Source organism: Mesorhizobium sp. C399B (genome assembly GCF_030323185.1).
Taxonomy (GTDB): domain Bacteria; phylum Pseudomonadota; class Alphaproteobacteria; order Rhizobiales; family Rhizobiaceae; genus Mesorhizobium.
This window is the reverse complement of the sequence record NZ_CP100472.1, coordinates 2,384,690-2,405,000: the sequence shown is the minus strand read 5'-3', so window position 1 is coordinate 2,405,000 and position 20,311 is coordinate 2,384,690. Positions and strand designations below refer to the sequence as shown.

Here is a 20,311-nt window from a genome sequence, read left to right as displayed (position 1 = left end):
CGAAAGCGAGTCTGAACAGGGCGTTCAGTTCGTCGCATTAGACCCGAAACCGAGTGATCTAGCCATGAGCAGGTTGAAGGTAAGGTAACACTTACTGGAGGACCGAACCCATAACTGTTGCAATAGTTCGGGATGACTTGTGGCTAGGGGTGAAAGGCCAATCAAACTCGGAAATAGCTGGTTCTCCGCGAAATCTATTTAGGTAGAGCGTCGACCGAATACCCCAGGGGGTAGAGCACTGGATGGGCTAGGGGTCCTCACCGGATTACCAAACCTAACCAAACTCCGAATACCTGGGAGTACTAGTCGGCAGACACACGGCGGGTGCTAACGTCCGTCGTGAAAAGGGAAACAACCCTGACCTACAGCTAAGGTCCCCAAGTTATGGCTAAGTGGGAAAGGATGTGAGGATCCCAAAACAACCAGGATGTTGGCTTAGAAGCAGCCATCATTTAAAGAAAGCGTAACAGCTCACTGGTCTAAATAAGGGTCTTTGCGCCGAAAATGTAACGGGGCTAAAGCCATGCACCGAAGCTTAGGGTTTGGTCCGCAAGGGCCAAGCGGTAGCGGAGCGTTCTGTAAGCTGACGAAGCCATACCCGTGAGGGGTGGTGGAGGTATCAGAAGTGCGAATGCTGACATGAGTAACGTAAGGGGAGTGAGAGACTCCCCCGCCGAAAGACCAAGGGTTCCTGCTTAAAGCTAATCTGAGCAGGGTTAGCCGGCCCCTAAGACGAGGCGGAAACGCGTAGTCGATGGGAACCACGTTAATATTCGTGGGCTTGGAGGTAGTGACGGATCGCACAAGTTGTCCAATCTTATCGGATTGAACGGGCAGCGGAGCGGTTCCAGGAAATAGCTCCTCCTTATAAACCGTACCCGAAACCGACACTGGTGGTCAGGTAGAGTATACCAAGGCGCTTGAGAGAACTATGCTGAAGGAACTCGGCAAATTGCACGCGTAACTTCGGAAGAAGCGTGACCCTTTTCTACGCAAGTAGAGGAGGGTGGCACAGACCAGGGGGTAGCGACTGTTTATCAAAAACACAGGGCTCTGCGAAGTCGCAAGACGACGTATAGGGTCTGACGCCTGCCCGGTGCTGGAAGGTTAAGAGGAGGGGTGCAAGCTCTGAATCGAAGCCCCAGTAAACGGCGGCCGTAACTATAACGGTCCTAAGGTAGCGAAATTCCTTGTCGGGTAAGTTCCGACCTGCACGAATGGCGTAACGACTTCCCCGCTGTCTCCAGCATAGACTCAGTGAAATTGAATTCCCCGTGAAGATGCGGGGTTCCTGCGGTTAGACGGAAAGACCCCGTGCACCTTTACTATAGCTTTACATTGGCATTCGTAGTGGCATGTGTAGGATAGGTGGTAGGCTTTGAAACCTGGGCGCCAGCTCAGGTGGAGCCACCCTTGAAATACCACCCTTATTACTATGGATGTCTAACCGCGGCCCGTTATCCGGGTCCGGGACAATGTATGGTGGGTAGTTTGACTGGGGCGGTCGCCTCCTAAAGAGTAACGGAGGCGCGCGATGGTGGGCTCAGAACGGTCGGAAATCGTTCGCTGAGTGCAATGGCATAAGCCTGCCTGACTGCGAGACTGACAAGTCGAGCAGAGACGAAAGTCGGTCATAGTGATCCGGTGGTCCCGCGTGGAAGGGCCATCGCTCAACGGATAAAAGGTACGCCGGGGATAACAGGCTGATGACCCCCAAGAGTCCATATCGACGGGGTTGTTTGGCACCTCGATGTCGACTCATCGCATCCTGGGGCTGGAGCAGGTCCCAAGGGTATGGCTGTTCGCCATTTAAAGCGGTACGTGAGTTGGGTTCAGAACGTCGTGAGACAGTTCGGTCCCTATCTGCCGTGGGTGTAGGAATATTGAAAGGATCTGTCCCTAGTACGAGAGGACCGGGATGGACGGATCTCTGGTGGACCTGTTGTGGCGCCAGCCGCATAGCAGGGTAGCTATATCCGGACGGGATAACCGCTGAAGGCATCTAAGCGGGAAACCCACCTTAAAACGAGTATTCCCTGAGAACCGTGGAAGACGACCACGTTGATAGGCCGGGTGTGGAAGAGCGGCAACGCTTGAAGCTTACCGGTACTAATAGTTCGATCGGCTTGATCGTTCTCATTCCTTATGCTCATCGTGAACACGATGATCTGACCAGCGCTCACGCATGAGCGGCCCTTAACAGGGCCTATGCTCCGCGAGGGCGCCGGAAAACCGGCGACGCGCAGTCGCGCTTGCGGACTTTGTCCGTTAGCTAGACACAAACGTCGCCTTGGCACGAAAAAACAGCTTCTCGATATAACGTGCGTTTTGCCGACCTGGTGGTTATGGCGGAGCGGCTGCACCCGATCCCATTCCGAACTCGGCCGTGAAACGCTCCAGCGCTGATGGTACTTCGTCTCAAGACGCGGGAGAGTAGGTCGCTGCCAGGTCTGCAAAACGCACGTTGAACTCTCATCCGCAAACCGGATGAAACTGAATCTTCTCTCTACGAAAAGGCCCGCCAAGGGATCACGGGCCGCGCAAGCGGCCCTTTCATTTGGTCAGCCATATACCTATCTGTAAGCCATCCTGTTCATAGGCCCAGGCTTACGTCCAGATAAGCAAGCAAACGCTTGCTTCAGATCCGGAGCAGGCAAGAGCTTGCCCTGGAGAGTCCGGAGCAAGCAAGAGCTTGCCCTGGAGGTGACGCGGGGTGGAGCAGCCCGGTAGCTCGTCAGGCTCATAACCTGAAGGTCACAGGTTCAAATCCTGTCCCCGCAACCAACAAAAAAAGCCCGCTTCACGCGGGCTTTTTGCGTTCGGACCGTGATCGATGGCGACGACCGGCTATTCAACGATCGAGGAGGGCAGCAAGGCTGGCGTGCTCGACTTTATTGACAGGTCCGCGAACCGGGGGGTGATGCCGCCTCGGCGCATTTCGGCGAGAGCTACACGTCGAGCATTGGGAGTTCGCCAGCCCGTCATGGCAAGCGATCTGCACGACAACAGCATGATTCGAGCCGCGGAGAGATCGTCGTGCGAAGGCGCGAACCGTTGATTTAAACAACCCGCGCCTTGCCGAAGCTTTTCGTCGCGGGCCGCGTCAGCCAGCTCGCCGCAATGACGCCTGGAAGGCCAGCGAGGTCCAGCTGTTGCTCGAGGCGAGATGGCAATAGAGCAGCGCAAGCGCGCCGGATTTCCTGAGATCAAGAAACGCCTCGTCGCTCAATTTGTTGAAGGCCGGCTCGTCGATCACCTGAAAGTCGGTGAGGTTGAGGGTCTCGCCGCCCTCCAGCGTCACCTTGCTCTGCCGCGGCGCGAACAGGCCGTGCGCGTCGATCTTGTCGATCATGGCGCGAGTCGCATTGAAGTCGGTCTGGAACTGGCTGCAGAAGGCGAGCGCCTGCTTCGAGGCCTCGGCCGGCTCGTTGCCGTCGAAGAAGGCCGCGGTCTCGTCGCTGTCCTTGGACGAAGGCATCTGCTCGACGACGCGTTCGCTGGCACGGTCGATGCACAACGTCAGGCGGCCGGTCGTTTTCGATTCATCGGCGAGGATGAAGGGGTAACGGCGGACATAGGCGGGAATGTAATGCGGCTCCGCCCATTTGCCGTCGGCGCCTACGAACAGGTTCTGGTCCTGGCGCAGACCGGTGATGATGACAGGCGCCTTGGCGTCGCCAATGAAAACGATCGGATAGGAGCGCATCGCCGCGGGCATTTCCGATGCGACGACGGGGATGGCGTGCGCGGTGCGGGCAAAGGAGAAATCGGCCCGCGCCGTAAGGCCGAGTGAGCCGTGCCGCAGCGGATTGAGCGCCTCGGGTTTTTTGTAGAACAGCGGCAGCGCGTTGGTCGCGGTGCTTCCGGCCGGGGCCGTGTCTGTTTTCGCGTCAGTCATCCCTAGTGTTCTCCTCTTATACCATTCCGGTTTAGGCCAGTGGCTGCCGGTGCGCAACGCGTTGACGGCTGCTTCACCCTACGTGGCCAAGATAAATCTATCTGTTTGTTTGATCGTGCTCTTTTGTACTTCTGGAGATCGAGCTCTATAGACAGCACGCCATGAAGCGGCGAGATTGGCTGACGGGATAGACATCTCAAGAGAGCCGTCTGAAAGACAGACGAACCAGGGCAGGCGCATGGCATCGCTTTCGGATTTCGAGCAGGGGCAGAGCTTTTCCGTCGAAGCCGGCGGTCAGACGCTCACGATGGAACTGAGCGCGGTGCAGCCCATTGCCAACAGCCCGCGCGACGGCGGTGGCTTCACGCTGCTGTTCAGGGGGCCGCGCGACGCGGCGCTGCCGCAGGCTATCTATCGGTTCAACGGCAAAAGCGGCGCCCATGAGATCTTCATCGTGCCGATCGCTGCCGATGAGGCAGGGCGGCTTTACGAGGCGGTATTCAACTGATTTTTTTCGACCGGATCGGCCACGGGGACGCTCCGGCCATCAGGGCGATTTGGCAGCGCGGCGGCTCGACATATGATCGACTATATCGAGATTGCGGACGTATTTGACGGAGCGGCGTGTAGCGCACTGTGCGCGGAAATTCGGGCGGCCGTGGGCCGTCCGGCCGGCCTGCTGGGGCGTGCCGACCAGAAGATGGCATGGCCGGAGATCCGAAAGACCGTGCGCGCCGATGTTTCGCAGGCCACTGAAGAGCGAGTGAGTGCCCTGTTGGCGCAGCAGAAGGCGGCTCTGGAGCGGCATTTCGGGCTGCTGCTCGGCCAGGTCGAGAAACCTCAGTTCCTTCACTATCGGCAAGGCGATTTCTTTGTGCCGCACCAGGATGGCAACACGCCGCTCATTCACGACGAGTCGCGGTTCCGAAAGATCTCGGCGGTGATCTTTCTCAACCGTCAATCGGACAACCCTTCGCCAAAAAGCTATGCAGGCGGCTCGCTGGTCCTGCATGGGCCTTACAGCGGCCCGGGCCTGCGCGTTGCCATGCCCGCGTTGCCGGGCTCTCTCGTCGCCTTTCGTTCGGAAACGACGCATGAAGTCACCCCGGTCACGCGCAACGAACGTTTCACCATCGTCTCCTGGTATCGCGGCACGTGACGACCGGCACGGCCCTTACGGCGAACGGATCATCAGGTCGTAGAGGCCCTTGTCCTCGGCAACGGTGAAGCCGAGGCGTTTGTAGAGCCGCCGCGCTGGATTGTTCTTCTCGACATGGATCGAGACCGACTTGCCGACGGCGGCGGCCTCATCGATGAGATCGGCGAGCAACGCACCGCCAGACCCCTTGCCGCGATGCGCCGGCAGGAAGGCGATATCTATGATGCAATGCTCGCTCGCCGAGCGCTCGATATACAGGCGACCGATATCTTGCCTTGCCTGCTCGATCACCAGCCAGTCGGCGTTGGGATAGTATTTCTGGTAATGCGCGTGCTGCGCTTGAAACTGCATGTCGAGGAACGCCGTTTTCTGCGCATCGCTCCACGGCGTGACGGCAAGTTCTTCGGCGCGGGTCGAGGCGTAGAGCGCCGACAGGAACGGCAGATCGGCGTCCGCCATCGGGCGGAACGTCAGATCAATCCGCGCCGCGCGCACCCAGCAAAATATAACAGGCCCGTTGTCCACAATCGGAAGCTGGATCATGGAGTGGCGCTTACGGACGCGCCGGATAAACGCCTTGCATGGCAATGATGAACGTCATCGCCAGATAGGGAGGCAGGTTGTTGTGAGGCAACGTACTGCCCGCCATGCTCAGTGCCTGGGGGTCCATCTGGACCAGATTTTGCGAAGTGTTGTTCTGATACAGCGTTCCGCCCCCCGACTTCCCCAGAACAACCGCATCGGTAAGAGTTCCCTGGGCGCCACTCTCGGTGGACATCGCGACAAAATGATTATGTTGCGGCATTTCCGTTTGCAGAAGGGTGATGGACGTTTCGCCACCCGTCTCGCCGAGAAACCGCTCCGACAAGCCATTGCCCTGTCCTTGCCCCATGGGCGCGGAGCCAGCCATATTCGGCAACGCGAAGGTCGACTTGCCGTCGCCGCCGTAAACTGTGCCCAGCAGCGAAAACAGCGCCGTATTCTGCGAGATTGGCAGGAGCTGGCCATCGCAGGTCGCCCACCCCGTCGGGGCGAAATCTCCGGCAAAAATTCGAATTTCGGCGACGAACGGATTGGTCATGGCAAGTCTCTAGCTTTGCTGGGGGAAGATGCCAAATAGCGAGATGATGAAACTGACGGCGAGGAACGGCACCATATTGTCGTGAGGCTGGCTGCCGCCGGCCGGCGAAATGGCTCCGGCGGCCATGTTGCCATCAGGTGCGATACCCACATAGGGCGTCAGCAGGCTCGATGTCGCCAGGACACCGCCGGACGGACCCGGATTCTTGGCGATATTCGACGAACCGGTCCAGGTATGGGAATGGTTCGGCATTTGTTGGGTTGAAACAGTGACGGATTCGACCCCGCCCAGTTCTCCGATGATATAGGTCTGGCTGACCAGCGGGCCCTTGCCAGCATGGACGGGGATGCGGGATGCGAGGTTGGGCAGGGCGAATGTTTCCTCCCCGTCGCCGCCATAGGTCGTACCGATCAGATTGAACAAGGTTTCGTTCTCGGAGATCGGCATCAACTGGCCTTGGCAGAACGCCCAGCCATTCGGAGGGAAATTGCCACCGAACATCCTGATCTCGCCGACAAAAGGTTGGCTCATCGAAGCGTCCTCTTAATTTCGCGACGGGAATATGCCTTGCAGGGCAATGATGAAATTCAAGACGAGATAGGGCGATCTGTTCTCATGCGGCTGGCCGCCACCGACGAAAGTGATGTTTTCCTTCGCCATAGCCACCGCGCTGCCAGGCGGCTGATAGATCGGGCTGGCGTTCGCCCCCAACAGCGCGCCGGATGGATTGTTGACGTTGCCGGCAGTGTTCGATGCGTTGACGAAATGGTTGTGTGTCGGCATTTCGCCGAGCGTGAGCGTGTGAAACTCTTCGCCGCCCTGGCCGCCGACAATTGCACCAATAGGGCCGCCCGTATGAACCGGCGCACGTCCCCTCATATCCGGAAGGGCAAAATTTGTCTGGCCGTTGCCGCCGTACCTGGTGCCAAGAAGTGAGAACAATGGCTGGTTCTGGTTAAGCGGCAACAACTGGCCGTTACAAAATGCCCAGCCGCGCGGTGCATAGTTCCAGGAAATGATCTTGACTTCACCTAAATAAGGCTCACTCATCCCCGTTCCCTCCGTTGGCCGCTTACTGTCTGAATTCTTGTATTATGCCTAAGTAAGACAACAAGTCGATATCAAATTCATAAAATATATTTGCTAGGACGAAATCCAAGGTTGCTGACTACGGTGTCGCGGCAGGCAGCAGTGGCAGCGGCTGGTTGAAGAACGTCCGGGTGTCCGTCAGTGCCGTTGCCCCGCCATTGACGGTTTCGATACCGGCCTCGCTCGCCTGCGGTACGTTGATCGTGCCGTCGGCGCCGCCGAGGCCGTCCGCGAGGAAGCGGATGGCATTGGCGTTGTTGACGTTGGTGATGGTGTTGGCATGAACGTCGGCATTGATGATAGCGCCGGCAAATGTGGCGGTGACCGTGATGCCGCGGCTGTCGGCATTGTCGCGAATGGTGTTGTTGGTGACCGTCGCGTGCACGGTGCCCGGCTGCACGAGCTGCGTGATCGAGACGCTGTCGCCACCGCTTATGCCGTTGACGCCGATGCTCTGGATAATGTTGTTGTCGATCAGCACCTTGGCGACGCCGAGGCTTTCATGCCCAACCCTGATGCCGTTGCCGGTTCGCGATCCCGAGGTTGCTACGCCTTGCGTACCGATGACGTTGTTGGCGATTGTGCCGTCAAGCGTCCGTGCGAGGTCGCCGCTGCTGAACACGTTGATGGCCGTCGAGTCGCTGTTGGTGACGGTGTTGTTCCGGACGGTGAAATTCAGATTGCCGCCCGTGCCGGCGCCGGAATTGCTGCTCTGGGTAAGGTTGATGCCGTTGTTCAGATTGTTGAATAGATTTCCCGTGGTCTCGCCGATGTGAGCGTTGACGGTGCCGTCATTGGCAATGACGAACAGACCGGTTCCAGGGATGACTCCCGGTCCGGGATAGGCGTTGTTGCCGGTGAAGGTTGCGCCGTCGACGGTCAGCGTCATCGTCGGCGCGCCGGCGACACCGGCGCCGTCCGCCTCGAAGATGAAGTCGCTGCCGGCATTGTTCGAGGCGCCGTTGTTCGAGAACGTGCCGCCGCTCACCACCAGGTTCGCCAACGTGCCGCCGGAATTGATGACCTGCACGTTATGGGTGAATGAGTTGGAGACCGTGAGGTTGGTGAACGTGGTGACGTGCGAGGCGTTGCCGGTAAGTTCGTTGAACAGGATTCCGGACTCGGTGTTGGCATCGGCATTGCTGTTCAGGGTCAGACCGTTGAGCACCACACCGTTGACGCGCAGGCCCTTTATGCCGTTGCCCGCATTGTCGCTGATAATCATGTTGCTCAGGCTGACATCCTGAGTGTCGGTCAGGCTGACGCCATCGCCGGTCGAGTTCTGGATCGTGCCGCCGCTGCCCCCCGTCGCGCCGGTGCCGGTCACCACCAGATTGCCGCTGGTGCCGGTGTTGTTGAGCACGATGCCGTTGGCTGCACCATTGGACGCAATGCTCCTGAACGTCACGTCGCCGGCGCCGATCGTCGTGTTGGCGACATTAAGCGCCGTGCCCGTGCCGGACGCGATGGTGTTGCCGGTGCCCTGCACCGTCACCGTGCCGCCGCCGGTGGCATTGAAACCGGCGCCGCTGGTGGTGGCGATGACCAGCCCGCCATTGGTGAAGTTGATCGTCGCACCGGTATTGTCGCTCAGGCTGACGCCAGCCGCCGTGGTCGAGGTGATCGACTTCGACGCGCCGGAGAAGGTGATGATGCCGGCGACATTGTCGTCCAGCAGGAGGCCGATCTGGCCCGCCGCATTATGCGTGATGTTGCCCGACAGGGTGATGTTGCCGGCGGTCAGGGCGCGATCCTGGATGTTGACCGCCTGGCCGGTGCTGCCGCTGGTGATCGCGCCGGCATAGGTGAAGGCCGCCGTGCCGCCGCTGTTGGCGGTGCCTAGGCCATCGCCGATACGGATCACGGCGCTTGTTCCGCCCACCAGCGCGCCGGTGCCGAGGTCGATCGCTCCCGAACCGGTGACGGTATCGAGGATGACGGCGCTGGTGCCGCCGGCGCCTTTGTTCGTGGAAGCGAAGGTCACGCCGCCCGCCGCGATGGCAACGCTGTCAAGGTTGACCGCGACGCCGCTGCCGGTCGAAATCGTGTTGCCCGAGCCGATAACGGTCACGGTGCCAGTACCGTTGCTCGTGGCGTTGAAGCCGGTGCCGGAGGTGGTGGTGATGGCTAGGCCGCCGCCGGTGAAGTTGACCGCGGTGTTGGTGTTCGCCGTCAGGTCGACGGCATTGTTGGCTCCGGTGGTCAGTATCTTGCTGGCGCCGGAGAAGTTGATCGTGCCGCCGGTGTTGGCGTTGACGAGGATCCCGTTGGCCACGCCGCCGGTGGCGCTGAGAGTGCCCGACAATGTCGTGGTGCCGGCGGTGCGGGTGGAGATGCTGACGACGTTTCCGGCCGTGGTCTTGGTGACCGAGCCGGCATAGCTGACATTGGCCGAGCCGCCGGTGACCAGGAAGGCCGCGCCGGTCGCGCCGCCGAGCGCACCGGAGCCGAGGCTGACAGTGCCGGCGCCGGTGACATTGGTCAGCGACACGTTGTTGGTTCCGCCGGTCGAATTGGTCGAGGTGAAATTGATGCCGGTGGTGGTGGCGATGCCGTTGAGGTTGACCGCCTGCGCGGAAGTGGAGCTCACCGTGCCGGTCGTCACATTGACCGTGCCGCCATTGATGGCGCTGAATCCGGTGGTGCCGTTGGTGACGATGTCGAGGTTTGCGAAGCTGACGGTCGAGGCCGTGGCGCCGTTGTTGATTGCGACTGCGGTGCCGGTCATCGGCGTCGTGGTGCCGAGATCGACCGTACCGGTGAAGCTCACCGTATTGGCCGCCGTCGCGCCGGAAATACTAATGCCGCTGGCAGCGCCATTGGCGATCACCGAGCCGGCGAAGGTGAAACTGCCGCCAGCGCGGGTCGAGATCGTGGCCGCCGCGCCCGACGTGCTGATGATAGAGCTGGCGCCGTCGAAGCTGATCACCGCGTTGCCGCCGGTCACCGAAAGGCCGCTGCCGCCCGATATGTCGACATTGGTACCGGCAATCGTGCCGCCAGCGCCCGACGCGCCACCGAAGGCGATGCCGGTTCCGGTCGCCGCCGTGGTGATGTTGACGTTGGTCAGCGTCGTCGTGCCGGTGGTGTTGTCGAGTTTGAAAGCAATGCCGGTGGCGCCGGTGCTGGTGACGTTGGTGATGGTGGTGTTGGACGCGTTCAGCCACACATCGCTGGCGTTGCCGGAGAAAGTAACGTTGTTGATCGTCGTGCTGTTTGACGGCGTGATCTCGATACCCTGCGTGGCGAAATTGCTGATGGTCATGTTGCTGATGACGGTATTCGCAGCACCCGCGCCATTGTCCTTGACGCCACGCGCGGCACCCGCCGGGCTGCCATTCAGGATGAAGCCGTCGATGATGTTGCCGCTGGCGCCGAGCGTGATGACATTGTTGCCGGCGCTCGTCGTCAGCGTCGCGGCGCCATTGGGCGTCTGGTCGATGATCGAGATGCTGTTGCTGGCGAGCTGGATGGTGGAGGGCACCGTCAGCGCCAGATTGATGTTGCCGTTGCCGAAGCCGCGCACCTGCTCGCCGGTGGCGAGAGCCAGCGTGTCGTTGCCATTGCTGCCTGCCGCGGTGATGGTGCCGCCATCGTTGACGAGAACCAGAATGTCCGTCGCCACGGCTGCTGCTTCGGCGGTGGCCAGCGTCGCGAGATTGTTCTGGTCGCGACCGCTGCCGTCACCGGTCGCGGACGCGCCGACGAAATAGACCTTGCCGACTCCGAAGCCCAGGCCGGGAGCCGACTGGAAGTTCACATCCTGGAAATTGTAGGTGCCGGCAACCGGCGCACTGGATGCGTCGATGCCTACATTGGCGCCGATGGTCGAGAGCTGGTCGGTCGCCGATTCGCCGTCGCCATAGGTGAAAGCGAGGTTGGTGGCGCTGTTGAGGAACACGCCGGTGTTGACGCCGGCAATGCTGGAGCTGGCGCCGCCGACAACGGCATCGCCGAGGCGTACCGTCTGGCCGCCAGTGGTGCCACGCAGGTCGACGCCCATCGAGGTGCCGGCGGCGGCGGCATTGGTGACATCGAAGTCATTGGCCGTCACCGCCGCATTGATGGTGGCACCGTTGAGGTCGAAGGCCACGCCCGTGGTGCTGTTCAGGCCGATGTCGAGATCGTTGAAGGACAGCGCCGCGCCAAGCGTGCCGGAAACATCGACACCACGCGTGGTGATGCCTTGCAGGTTGACCGTGCCGAGAATGATGGCCCCGCCGCCGGACGAGGCGATATTGGTCAGCGAGATGCCGGTTGCGGCGGCAGTGGCCGAAACACTGTCGAAATTCATGCCCGCAGCGCCAATCGTAACGCCATTGAGGTTCAACGCGGTGCCGCCGGCCGTCGTGGTGATGCTGTTGTCGCTGAGGAGCGCGCCGACGCTGACCGTGCCACCGCCGCTGGCGTTGAAGCCCGTGCCGGAGGTGGTGGTAATCACCAGGCCACCCGTATCGAAGTTGATCGTCGCGCCGGTGTTGGTCGTCAAGTCGACCGCCGTATTGGCGCCAGTGGTCAGCGTCTTCGTGCCACCGCTGAGAGTGATGGTCCCGCCGGAGTTGCCGTGGACATAGATACCATTGTCGAAACCGCCGGTGGCGCTGAGCGCGCCGGACAGTGTGACCGAACCGCCGGTGACGCCGGAGATGTCGACGATCTTGCCGGCGGTGGTCTTGGTGACGGAGCCGCCATAGCTGAGGGTCGCAGCACTGCCATTGAGCAGGAATGCGACGCCCGAAGCGCCGCTCAATGCGCCGGATCCGAGGCTGACTGTTCCGGTGACATTGGCCAGGCCAACATTGTTGGTGCCGCCGCCCGACGAGGTCGAGTCAAGCGCAATGGTGGCGGCGACGTTGGTGAGGCTGATCGACTGACCGCTGGTCGAATTTACCGTCTGGGCTGCAGCGGAAGCGGTGATGCCCATCGTGCCGCCGGTGCCCACGATGGCCGTGCCGGTCGTGGTGTCGATGGTCACACCGCCGGTGAAGCTTGTCGTGCCGCCGCTCTGCGACAGGCCGACGCCGCTCGTCGTATCGATGTTGGCGAGGCCGGTGACGTTGACCGTGCCTGATACCACATGGATGCCGTCGCCGGCCGTGGCGGTGTTGTTGACCGTCACCGCGCCGAAGGTGAACGTACCGGTGTTGGCGCCGGTGACGTCTATGCCGAAGCTGCTGGTGCCGGTGATGGTGGTGGCGCCGCTGACCGTGACGGTGGCGTCAACGCCATTGAAGGCGATGCCGTTGACGCCACCGTAGGCGGTGATGCTGTCGAACTGGATATCGCCGGATACACCGGATAGCGTCAGGCCATAACCGCCGACGCCATTGGTGCTTGTGCCGGCGACGAAGGCGCCGCCGTCGACCTGGTCGATGCCGACAGTCGCTGGAACGGCATCGAAGGTTACACCGCTCACCCCAAAGCCGCCGGTTTCGCCATTGTTGCCCAGAAGCGTGATGTCGGAGAAGGCGCTGACCTTCATCAGCCCGGCGCCGACCGTGCCGTCAACCTTGGCAATGTCGCCGCCGGTTGCCGACAGGATCAGGTTCGACAGTGCGATCTGGCTGGCAGCGGCGCCGTCGGTAAGCGACAGGGCGCCACCGGTGCCGCCGGCGATCGTGGCGCGGCGCAGGATAAGATCGGTGATGTTGGTGCCGGAGATGCCAAGGCCCGCACCGGTGTTCTGCACGATGACGTTTTCGATGCCGGCCTTGCCGGAGAAATCGATAGTGTTGCCGCTCGCGGTCGTCAGCGTCGCCAGCACGCTATCGACATTGGACCCTGCCGTGATGACGGTCGAGGCATTGATGCCGCTGAAGCTGAAATTGCCGCCGAGGCCGCCGCCGACGGCGCCCAGCGGCGCGGTATCGATGGAATCGCCGGCCTTGAGGCCGATCAGGATCTGGCCGTCGGCAAGGTTGAGCGTGTTGTTGCCGCCGCCATTCTGCTGAGCCTGCATCATGTCGATGAGGTTGCTGGTGCCGTTCTGCGACGTGTCGACAAGGATGACAACCGAGGCGCCCGACGCTTCCGCGCCGGCAATCGAGCCCGGATTGGCGGCGGTGCCGTCGCCGTCGCCGTCCTGGTCGACATAATAGGTGGTCGGTCCCTGGGCCTCGGAGAGGTCGCCGATGAAACCGCCGTTGGCGCCGTCGACATCCTGGAAATTATAGGTGCCGCCGACCGGGAAAACGCCGGTGGAACTGAGGATGTCGATTGCCTTGACCGTCGACAGCTTGTCGACCGCGCTTTCGCCGTCGCCATAGATCAAGTTGATCGCCGTCGTCGGGGTGAACTGGAAGCCGATGCCGGGTCCGGCGCCGGCGCCGCCGATGGTGGAGGATGCGCCGGCCGTGTTCGGATCGCCGAGCTGGATGGTGCCGGTGCCGGTGGTGTTGGACAGGTTGACGGCGGTGGTGCCGGTCGAGGAAGCACTGGTGAGCGTGAAACCGCCAGTCGTGAAGATGCTGTTGACGACTGCATCGGCGAAGGTGATGCCGGTCGAATTGTCGCCGGGCATGGCGATGGTCAGGCTGGCGAAGTTTACCGTCGAGCCGAGCGTGCCGGAAATGTCGACGCCGGTCGAGGTGATGCCTTGCAGGTTCACCGTGCCGAGATTGAGCGTGCCGCCGCTGACATTGTTGAGCGAAACGCCGGTCGCCGCTCCATTGACCGAGATGGAGCTGAAATTGATGCCGCCGGCGCCGACCGTCGCGTTGTCGAGGTTGAGCGCGGTGCCTGTCGTCGTGGTTATCGAGTTGCCCGTGCCGCTGACGCTGACCGTGCCGGCGCCGAAAGTGCTGGCGGTGAAGCCGGCGCCGCTCGAGGTGGTGATGACCAGGCCGCCATTGGTGAAGTTGAGCGTGCCCATGCCCTGGGTCGGGCTGATGCTGGGCAACTTGACGATCGCGTCGTTGGTGCCGCTGCTGGTGTTGAAGATCTTCGACGCACCGGAGAAGGTGGCCGTCCCGTTAGACGATCCGTCAAACCGCACGCCGATGCCCGTGCCGGTATGATCGATCGTGCTTGAAATATTGTAGACGCCGTTGGCGTTGCCGGTGAAGACGAAGGCCGCCGTACCAATGCCAGTTGCTGCCGTAGTCGAAACGACCGAACCGCTCATGTTGAGCTCGCTCCAGTCGGCCACGGCCTGCACGACCATGCCGGTGTCGACCTTGATCGAGCCGTTGTAGTTCAGCGTGGCGTGAATGAGGTCGTTACCGCCGCTGACGGCGATAGCCGCACCGGTGGTGCTTGTCGTCGCGCCGATGCTGGCGACGCCGCCATTGCCGCCAACGTTGATGATTCCTGCCTGCAGGCCGTTCGTGACAATGCCGGCTTCCCCACCGTCGATGGTCAGGGTGGAGCCGGCGACGTTGGCGATGTTTATGGTGCCCACTTGCGGGCCGCCGATATCAAACCCTCGGTAGCTGACGTCGAGATCGGTCGTGCCGGTGAAATTCACCGCACCGGTGCCGAGCAGGGCGTTCAGCGAGGCGCCCATGTAGCCGGTATCTTTCAGGCCGCCAATGTTGACGTCGCCCGCCAGATTGGACCCTGTCAGCAAGACGCCGGCAGCGTCCGATGTCGATACGGCCGAGACGCTGTCGAAGGTGACGCCGGCGACGCCGACGTCGGCGAAGACAATGAACAGACCATTGCCGCCGGAGGCGATCTTGTTGCCGGTGCCGGACACGCTGACGGTGCCGCCGAAGGCGGCGCCGAAGCCTTCTCCGGTCGTTGTCGTTATATCCAGGCCGCCATTGGTGAAGTTGATCGTGCCGTCCGTGTTGTCATACGGGACGATGGCGGAGAGGGGGCCTGTGTAGCCGATCTGTACAGCTGTCGTCGCGCCAGAGCTTATCTTCTTGCTGCTTCCCGAGAAGGTGACGGTCGCCGCCGTGCCGTTGGCGATGCCACCGATGAAGATCTGGCCGCCATCGGCTGCGTTGCCGTCGGTCAGATTGCCCGACACCGTCACCGAGCCGCCGGTCAGTTCCTGGATCGAGACGGCGGCACCGGTGCCGTTGCTGGCGATGGTGCCGGCATAGGAGATGATTGCATTGCCGCCGCTCTGATCGGCCGCCGAGCCGACATTGAAGGCTGTACCCGAACCGGTGTTGGTCAGCGTGCCGGTGCCGAGCGCGACCGTACCGGTCAGATGCTGCAGGTCGACACCGCTGCCGGAATTGAAGCTGGCGCTTGTCGAGGCGAAATTGATGTTGGCCGCAATGCCGTCGAGCGCCACCGCTCCCGCATTGGTGGCATTGATCGTTCCGGTCGTGACGTTGACCGAGCCGCCTCCGGTTGCAGTGAACGCCGTTGCGGCGTCCGTGGTGATGTCGACATCGGCGAAGGTGATTGTGGCGCCGGTGTTGTTGGTCAGCGATACGCCGCTGCCGCCGATCGTCGCCTTGTCCGTGAAGTTGACCAAGCCGCCGGTGCGGTTGGCGATTGCGATGCCGCCACCGGTCAGCGTGCCGGGCGTCGCGCTGTTGGGCAAGGTGCCGCGGGTGACCGTAATGTTGCCGTTGCCGCCGTCGACATCGAGCAGCGTGCCGGCAACGTTGATATTGTTGTTGATAATCGACAGGTTGCCGGTGAGGCCGTCGACGTTGAACGCCGTCTGGCCGGCAGCGACATTGCTGACGGTGACGCCTTCGATAACGATGCCGCCGGAATTGTTGAAGCCACCCACGCTCTGGTCGATGGCGAACACCGAGCCGCTGCCGCCGCTGTAGTCGAAGGCGGTGTTGCGCACCTGATTGCTGCCGAGCAGATGAAGGGTGTCGCCCGTGCTCTTGACCACGCCCTCATCGCCGGTGACATTGCCGCCGGTGGCGCCGAGATTGCCCTGCACATTGACCGGCTGGAACGTACCGGAGGTGAGGATGGAATTGCCGTTGCCGAAACCGGTGATCGACTGTCCCGAATCGAGCGTGAACGGCGTCGCGCTGAGGTCGACGATGCCGACAAAGGCGAAGGTCTGCGTGCCAACCATGGCATCGGCCTGGGCGGCCGTCACGGTGGTGACATCGGCGCTCAGCCCGTTCGTGCCCGCGTGAATAGTGCCGCCTGTCTGCGAGATCATGACGACCCCGCCGACAGTTACCGCCAGTTGGGCATCGCCGGTGAAGACGACATCGTCGAAGTCGTAGTTGCCGAGCGCCGGATCCAGCCCGATCGTATTGACAGTGTAGCCGCCGGTTGCGGCGGTGATGAAGGATTCCAGCCCATCGGCGGAATTGCCGTCGCCGAAGGTGAAGTTGGCGTTGGCCGACGTGGCCGTGGTGCCGCCTGACGACAATTCGACACCGACGCCGACATTGTCGATCTTGGAGCCCTGCAGGAAGGTGATCGTCTTGTTGCCGGTCGTCGACGACAGGTCGATGCCGCGCGAGGTCAGGTCGCCGGTGCCGGTAATGCTGGTCAGCCCGAAATCGGCTGTCGTTGACGAGCCGCTGAAGTCAATGCCCGTCCGGTTCAGCCCTTCGCCGAGCAACACCGTCGTCGTACCGAAACTGACGTCGTTGTTTGTGCCGCTGAAGTTGATGCCCGCGCTGCCATCGGCAGAACCGATGACAACGATGGTGGGGCCAGAGAATGTGACTGACCCGGTATTCCCCCCAATATCGATGCCGTTGAGGCCCGGCGCACCGATTTCCGCATAGCCGAAGCTGACGGCGCCGGTGTTGCCGTTGAGCGCGATGCCATTGCCAAGCACCTGGCTGATGAGCACGTCGCCGCTGAAGCCGACCGTTGCCGTGCTGCCGCTGATCGAGATGCCGTCGCCGGTGGTGCTGCCGATCGTCGTCGGGCCGGTAACGCTGACGCTGCCGCTGACGCCCGAAAGGCTGACGCCGGTTGTGCCGCCGACGTGGCCGATGTTGGAGAGCGTGACACCGAGCCCGATATTCGACGCCGTAAAGGCGGATGTGGTGTTGTTGTTGACGGTACCGCCGTCGATCGAAAGCGAGCCGGTGCCAGTTGACGTGGCCTGGACGCCGCTGCCGCCATTGCTGGTCGCGTTGAGCGTCTGGAAGCTGGTGATGGCATTGCTGTTGATCAGCAAGCCGTCGCCGGCATTATCCGACACCGTCGTCGTGCCGGTGAAATTGTAGGTGCCGTCGCCCTGGATCGACAGCCCAGCGCCGCCATTACCGGTCGAGCTCAGATTGCTGCCGGAAACGTCGTTGGCGCCATCGAACAGCACGCCATTGAGGGCGGTCCCCGACACGTTCATGCCGGTCAGCACGACGCCGGTAATGCCGCTGCCATGGATGCCGTTGGCGGTACCGCCGGAGATGTTGAAGTCCTGGAGCGAGGTATTGTTGGCCAGCGTGACGACGTCGCCGCTGCCCGAAGCGGTCAGCGTTGCGGCACCGGCCGCATCCGAGATGGTGCTGCCGTGATCGACGTTGTCGCCGGTCACATTGATCGGCAGGCCGCCGAGCGAGAAGGTGCGGCCGTTGCCGAAAGAGGCCAGGGTCTGCCCCGCTTCGAGCGTAAAGCCGTCGGTGTCGTCGATGACACCGCGATTGACCAGCACGAAAATCGCGGTGCCGTCGGTATTGTTGTCGGCGTCGGTGATCGAAGCCAGGTCCGAAAGCGAGGTACCGTCGCCTGTGCCGCCTGCGGCGACAAAGATCAGCTGCGTCTGGTCGAACAGTTGCGGCCCGTTGAACGTCGCCGTGCCGAATGCGTATTGGCCCGAACCGGAATTGAGGCCGCGTGCGTCGAGCGAGGCGAGGTTGCCGCCGATCGAGCCGCCACCGAAGGTGAATTGGGCGTTGGCGGTGTCGGCCGGCGAGCCGGCAATGCCGAGCCGCATGCCGGTGCCGACATTGGCGATGATGCCGCCATTGGTAATGATGATCGTGCCGCCGTTGGTCTGGACAAGGTCGATGCCGATGGACGTCGTGCCGCCGGTGCCGTTTATGTTCAGCGACTGCGCCGTGAAATTGGTCTGGCTGTTCGAGAAGTCGAGGCCGATGCCGGAGCCGAGCCCGGAGATGATGATGTTGCCGGCGATGACGGACGCATTGACGCCGGTAAACACCATGCCGTCGGTGCCGGGATTGATGATGTCGATGTCGCCGAAGCGGATCGCGGCCGGCGAATCCGTGATCGCGATGGCCGGTCCGGTCGTGTTCGAGATCGTCGTCGCGCCGTTGACGGTGAAGCTGCCCGAAAGATTCTCGAGCACGACGCCCGATGCGCCGCCGGTCTGGGTGATCGAATCCAGCACGATATGGGCGGTGATCGGATCGATGAAGACACCGACCCCGTCGTCGCCGAGCGCCTTGTTGCCCGACACCTGGCCGCCGGTGATGGTGATCGAGCCGGCGATCCCGGTGCCCTTCACGGTAATGCCGGCATCGTTGTTGTCGAGCGCGTTGAGGGTGGCGAAAGTGTAGGTGCCGTGGCCGGTTATATCCAGGCCGTCGTCGCCATTGCCCTGCAGCAGCGTCGTGCCGGTGAAGTTATAGGTGCCGTCGCCTTCGATATGCAGTCCGTCGAGGCCGTTGCCGGTCGCGGTGAAGTTCGAGCCATTGACGCCGGTCGATGTGCCGGTGAAGTCGGCGCCGTGGCCGCCGGTGCCGGTGACCTTGACGTTGGTCAGCGTGGCGCCGGCGATGTTGTTGCCGAAGATGCCGTCCTTGCCGCCGGTGATGGTGATACCGCTCAGCGTGTTGCCATTGGCGAGCGTCAGGACGTTGTTGGCGGGGTTAGTGCCCTGGATGGTGCCGTTGGAGCCGCCGAAATTGTAGGTGCCGATGCTGCCGTCGGCGAGCCGCGCCTGGACACCGCCGCCACCGCCGATAACGGTCTGTCCGTTGGCGAGCGTCACGCCGGCTGTCGTAATGTTGCCCTTGCCGCCCAGCGCGACGACGACGCCGTTAGCGCCGGCGCCGGCGACTGCATTGTCGAGCGTGGTCGGGTCGCCGATCGTGCCGAGGCCGAGCGCGTCGTTGTCACCATCGGCAAAGAAGAACTGGCCGAATGCCGTGTTGGTGGCGGCATTGATCGCCACCCGCGTCGACGTGCCGGTAACTTTGTCCTGGCTCTCGATGCGAACGCCGATGTCGCCGCGTACGCGCTCGTTGACGCGTTTGCGCAGGCCGGGGCTGACCGGATAGACCGGCTCGGCGCCGTCATCGGCCGAAGACGAGCCCTTGTCGAAAGCGTTGAGCGGCACCGTCAGCCGGATGCTGCCGGCGAACTGGGTGTCATCGCGGTTGTCGTTGCGCACCTCGCCGGTGAAGGTCAGCGACGTGCCTTTGCCGATGACGTCGCCGATCGAATATTCCAGGCCGGCCTTGGCGCCGGTGATGCTGCCGTCGTCGCCGTCGGGATCGCCGAAATGGTAGGCGCCGACATCGAAACGCAGTGAATGGTTCTCGGGCAGGTTGAGCGGCACCTGAACGCCGACCTCGCCCTCGATGCCCCAGGCCGCGTAATCGCGGTGGGCGATGGCCGATATCTGCTCGATCAGCTGATGACCGACCAGCGACAGGCTCGACTCTTGCCCGGCCGTGCTGCGGTCGCCGCTGATCGGCAGATAGACGTTTACGTGCGCATCGTATTTTGAGGTGATGGCCTCGAGGCCGAGCCTCGAGGCGACGAACTGGTGACTGTCGTGGTTCTGGATGTTGAGATAGGCGTAGCCGCCGATCATCAGATCCGGATTCACGATGCGGCGAACGCCGAGGCCGACGTCCTGGCCGAAGCCGTCGTCGAAATCGTATTTCGAGCGCACATCGAGAAAGAGAACGGATTCGAGGTTCTGCTTCAGCGGCAGGAAACCCTCGATCGCCGTGTTGCCGCCATTGTTGTTGGCGCCGATGATGGCGCGGACCTGCGGCTGCCACAGTCCGGTGTCGCCGGCATGGGCGGCTATGCCGGAAAGGGCAAGTGCCAGAGTGGACAACGCAGTCGTCTTCCAGAGATGCCTGGAGAAACCTGACCGGCGATACTTGCTATTCGCCCGGAAGCTTCTTCCGTGCGTCGCCATGTCATTGATCTGCCGAGTTTTCTCGGTCGTCTCCATCCCTTGCGAACCCCGACGAGTACACGCTCCGTC

At 62.1% G+C, this 20,311-nt stretch carries 8 protein-coding genes, 1 tRNA gene and 2 rRNA genes (1 of these 11 only partly in view); 5 read left to right on the top strand and 6 right to left on the bottom strand.

Features of this window, described 5'->3' with window-relative positions; translation table 11 throughout:
• The 3 genes from NLY36_RS11370 to NLY36_RS11360 form a co-directional block, all read left to right on the top strand.
• Positions 1 to 2,134, top strand: a 23S ribosomal RNA gene (locus NLY36_RS11370); it begins 668 nt to the left of the window's first position.
• A gap of 201 nt (positions 2,135 to 2,335) precedes the next feature.
• Positions 2,336 to 2,450: ribosomal RNA gene (gene rrf / locus NLY36_RS11365) — 5S ribosomal RNA — on the top strand.
• 257 nt (positions 2,451 to 2,707) lie between these two features.
• Positions 2,708 to 2,784, top strand: a tRNA-Met gene (locus NLY36_RS11360).
• A gap of 319 nt (positions 2,785 to 3,103) precedes the next feature.
• On the opposite strand, the gene NLY36_RS11355 is transcribed toward NLY36_RS11360, so the two are convergent.
• On the bottom strand, positions 3,104 to 3,898 hold the full coding sequence (locus tag NLY36_RS11355; RefSeq protein WP_023735162.1) for a SapC family protein: 795 nt from the start codon (positions 3,896 to 3,898) through the stop codon (positions 3,104 to 3,106).
• 238 nt (positions 3,899 to 4,136) lie between these two features.
• On the opposite strand from NLY36_RS11355, the gene NLY36_RS11350 reads away from it, so the two are divergent.
• Together NLY36_RS11350 and NLY36_RS11345 are read left to right on the top strand one after the other, a co-directional pair.
• Positions 4,137 to 4,406: a DUF6916 family protein gene (locus NLY36_RS11350; RefSeq protein WP_023672960.1), complete on the top strand. Its 270-nt coding sequence runs from the start codon at positions 4,137 to 4,139 to the stop codon at positions 4,404 to 4,406.
• Positions 4,407 to 4,478: 72 nt separating this feature from the next.
• Positions 4,479 to 5,057 carry a 2OG-Fe(II) oxygenase gene (locus NLY36_RS11345; protein WP_023733650.1) on the top strand — a complete coding sequence of 193 codons (579 nt, stop codon included), beginning with the start codon at positions 4,479 to 4,481 and terminating at the stop codon, positions 5,055 to 5,057.
• A 15-nt stretch (positions 5,058 to 5,072) separates the two neighbouring features.
• Here the strand turns inward: NLY36_RS11345 and NLY36_RS11340 are convergent, their stop codons facing one another.
• The 5 genes from NLY36_RS11340 to NLY36_RS11320 all read right to left on the bottom strand — a co-directional run bounded on the left by NLY36_RS11340 (position 5,073) and on the right by NLY36_RS11320 (position 20,158).
• Positions 5,073 to 5,516 carry a GNAT family N-acetyltransferase gene (locus NLY36_RS11340; RefSeq protein WP_081726212.1) on the bottom strand — a complete coding sequence of 148 codons (444 nt, stop codon included), beginning with the start codon at positions 5,514 to 5,516 and terminating at the stop codon, positions 5,073 to 5,075.
• A gap of 94 nt (positions 5,517 to 5,610) precedes the next feature.
• Positions 5,611 to 6,138 carry a phage tail protein gene (locus tag NLY36_RS11335; RefSeq protein ID WP_023685706.1) on the bottom strand — a complete coding sequence of 176 codons (528 nt, stop codon included), beginning with the start codon at positions 6,136 to 6,138 and terminating at the stop codon, positions 5,611 to 5,613.
• A 9-nt stretch (positions 6,139 to 6,147) separates the two neighbouring features.
• The gene (locus NLY36_RS11330; protein ID WP_023672956.1) at positions 6,148 to 6,669 is read right to left on the bottom strand and encodes a phage tail protein; all 522 of its coding nucleotides are present in this window, start codon (positions 6,667 to 6,669) and stop codon (positions 6,148 to 6,150) included.
• Between the two features lie 12 nt (positions 6,670 to 6,681).
• A complete protein-coding gene (locus NLY36_RS11325; protein WP_023672955.1) occupies positions 6,682 to 7,188 on the bottom strand; it encodes a phage tail protein in 507 nt (168 codons plus the stop codon).
• A gap of 118 nt (positions 7,189 to 7,306) precedes the next feature.
• The gene (locus tag NLY36_RS11320; protein WP_023735161.1) at positions 7,307 to 20,158 is read right to left on the bottom strand and encodes a beta strand repeat-containing protein; all 12,852 of its coding nucleotides are present in this window, start codon (positions 20,156 to 20,158) and stop codon (positions 7,307 to 7,309) included.
• Positions 20,159 to 20,311: the final 153 nt, after the last annotated feature.

Excerpts from the sequence above, each read along its gene's own strand:
- NLY36_RS11355 (WP_023735162.1), bottom strand. The coding sequence starts at position 3,898 with ATGACTGACGCGAAAACAGACACGGCCCCGGCCGGAAGCACCGCGACC.
- NLY36_RS11350 (WP_023672960.1), top strand. The coding sequence starts at position 4,137 with ATGGCATCGCTTTCGGATTTCGAGCAGGGGCAGAGCTTTTCCGTCGAA.
- NLY36_RS11345 (WP_023733650.1), top strand. The coding sequence starts at position 4,479 with ATGATCGACTATATCGAGATTGCGGACGTATTTGACGGAGCGGCGTGT.
- NLY36_RS11340 (WP_081726212.1), bottom strand. The coding sequence starts at position 5,516 with ATGGCGGACGCCGATCTGCCGTTCCTGTCGGCGCTCTACGCCTCGACC.
- NLY36_RS11335 (WP_023685706.1), bottom strand. The coding sequence starts at position 6,138 with ATGACCAATCCGTTCGTCGCCGAAATTCGAATTTTTGCCGGAGATTTC.
- NLY36_RS11330 (WP_023672956.1), bottom strand. The coding sequence starts at position 6,669 with ATGAGCCAACCTTTTGTCGGCGAGATCAGGATGTTCGGTGGCAATTTC.
- NLY36_RS11325 (WP_023672955.1), bottom strand. The coding sequence starts at position 7,188 with ATGAGTGAGCCTTATTTAGGTGAAGTCAAGATCATTTCCTGGAACTAT.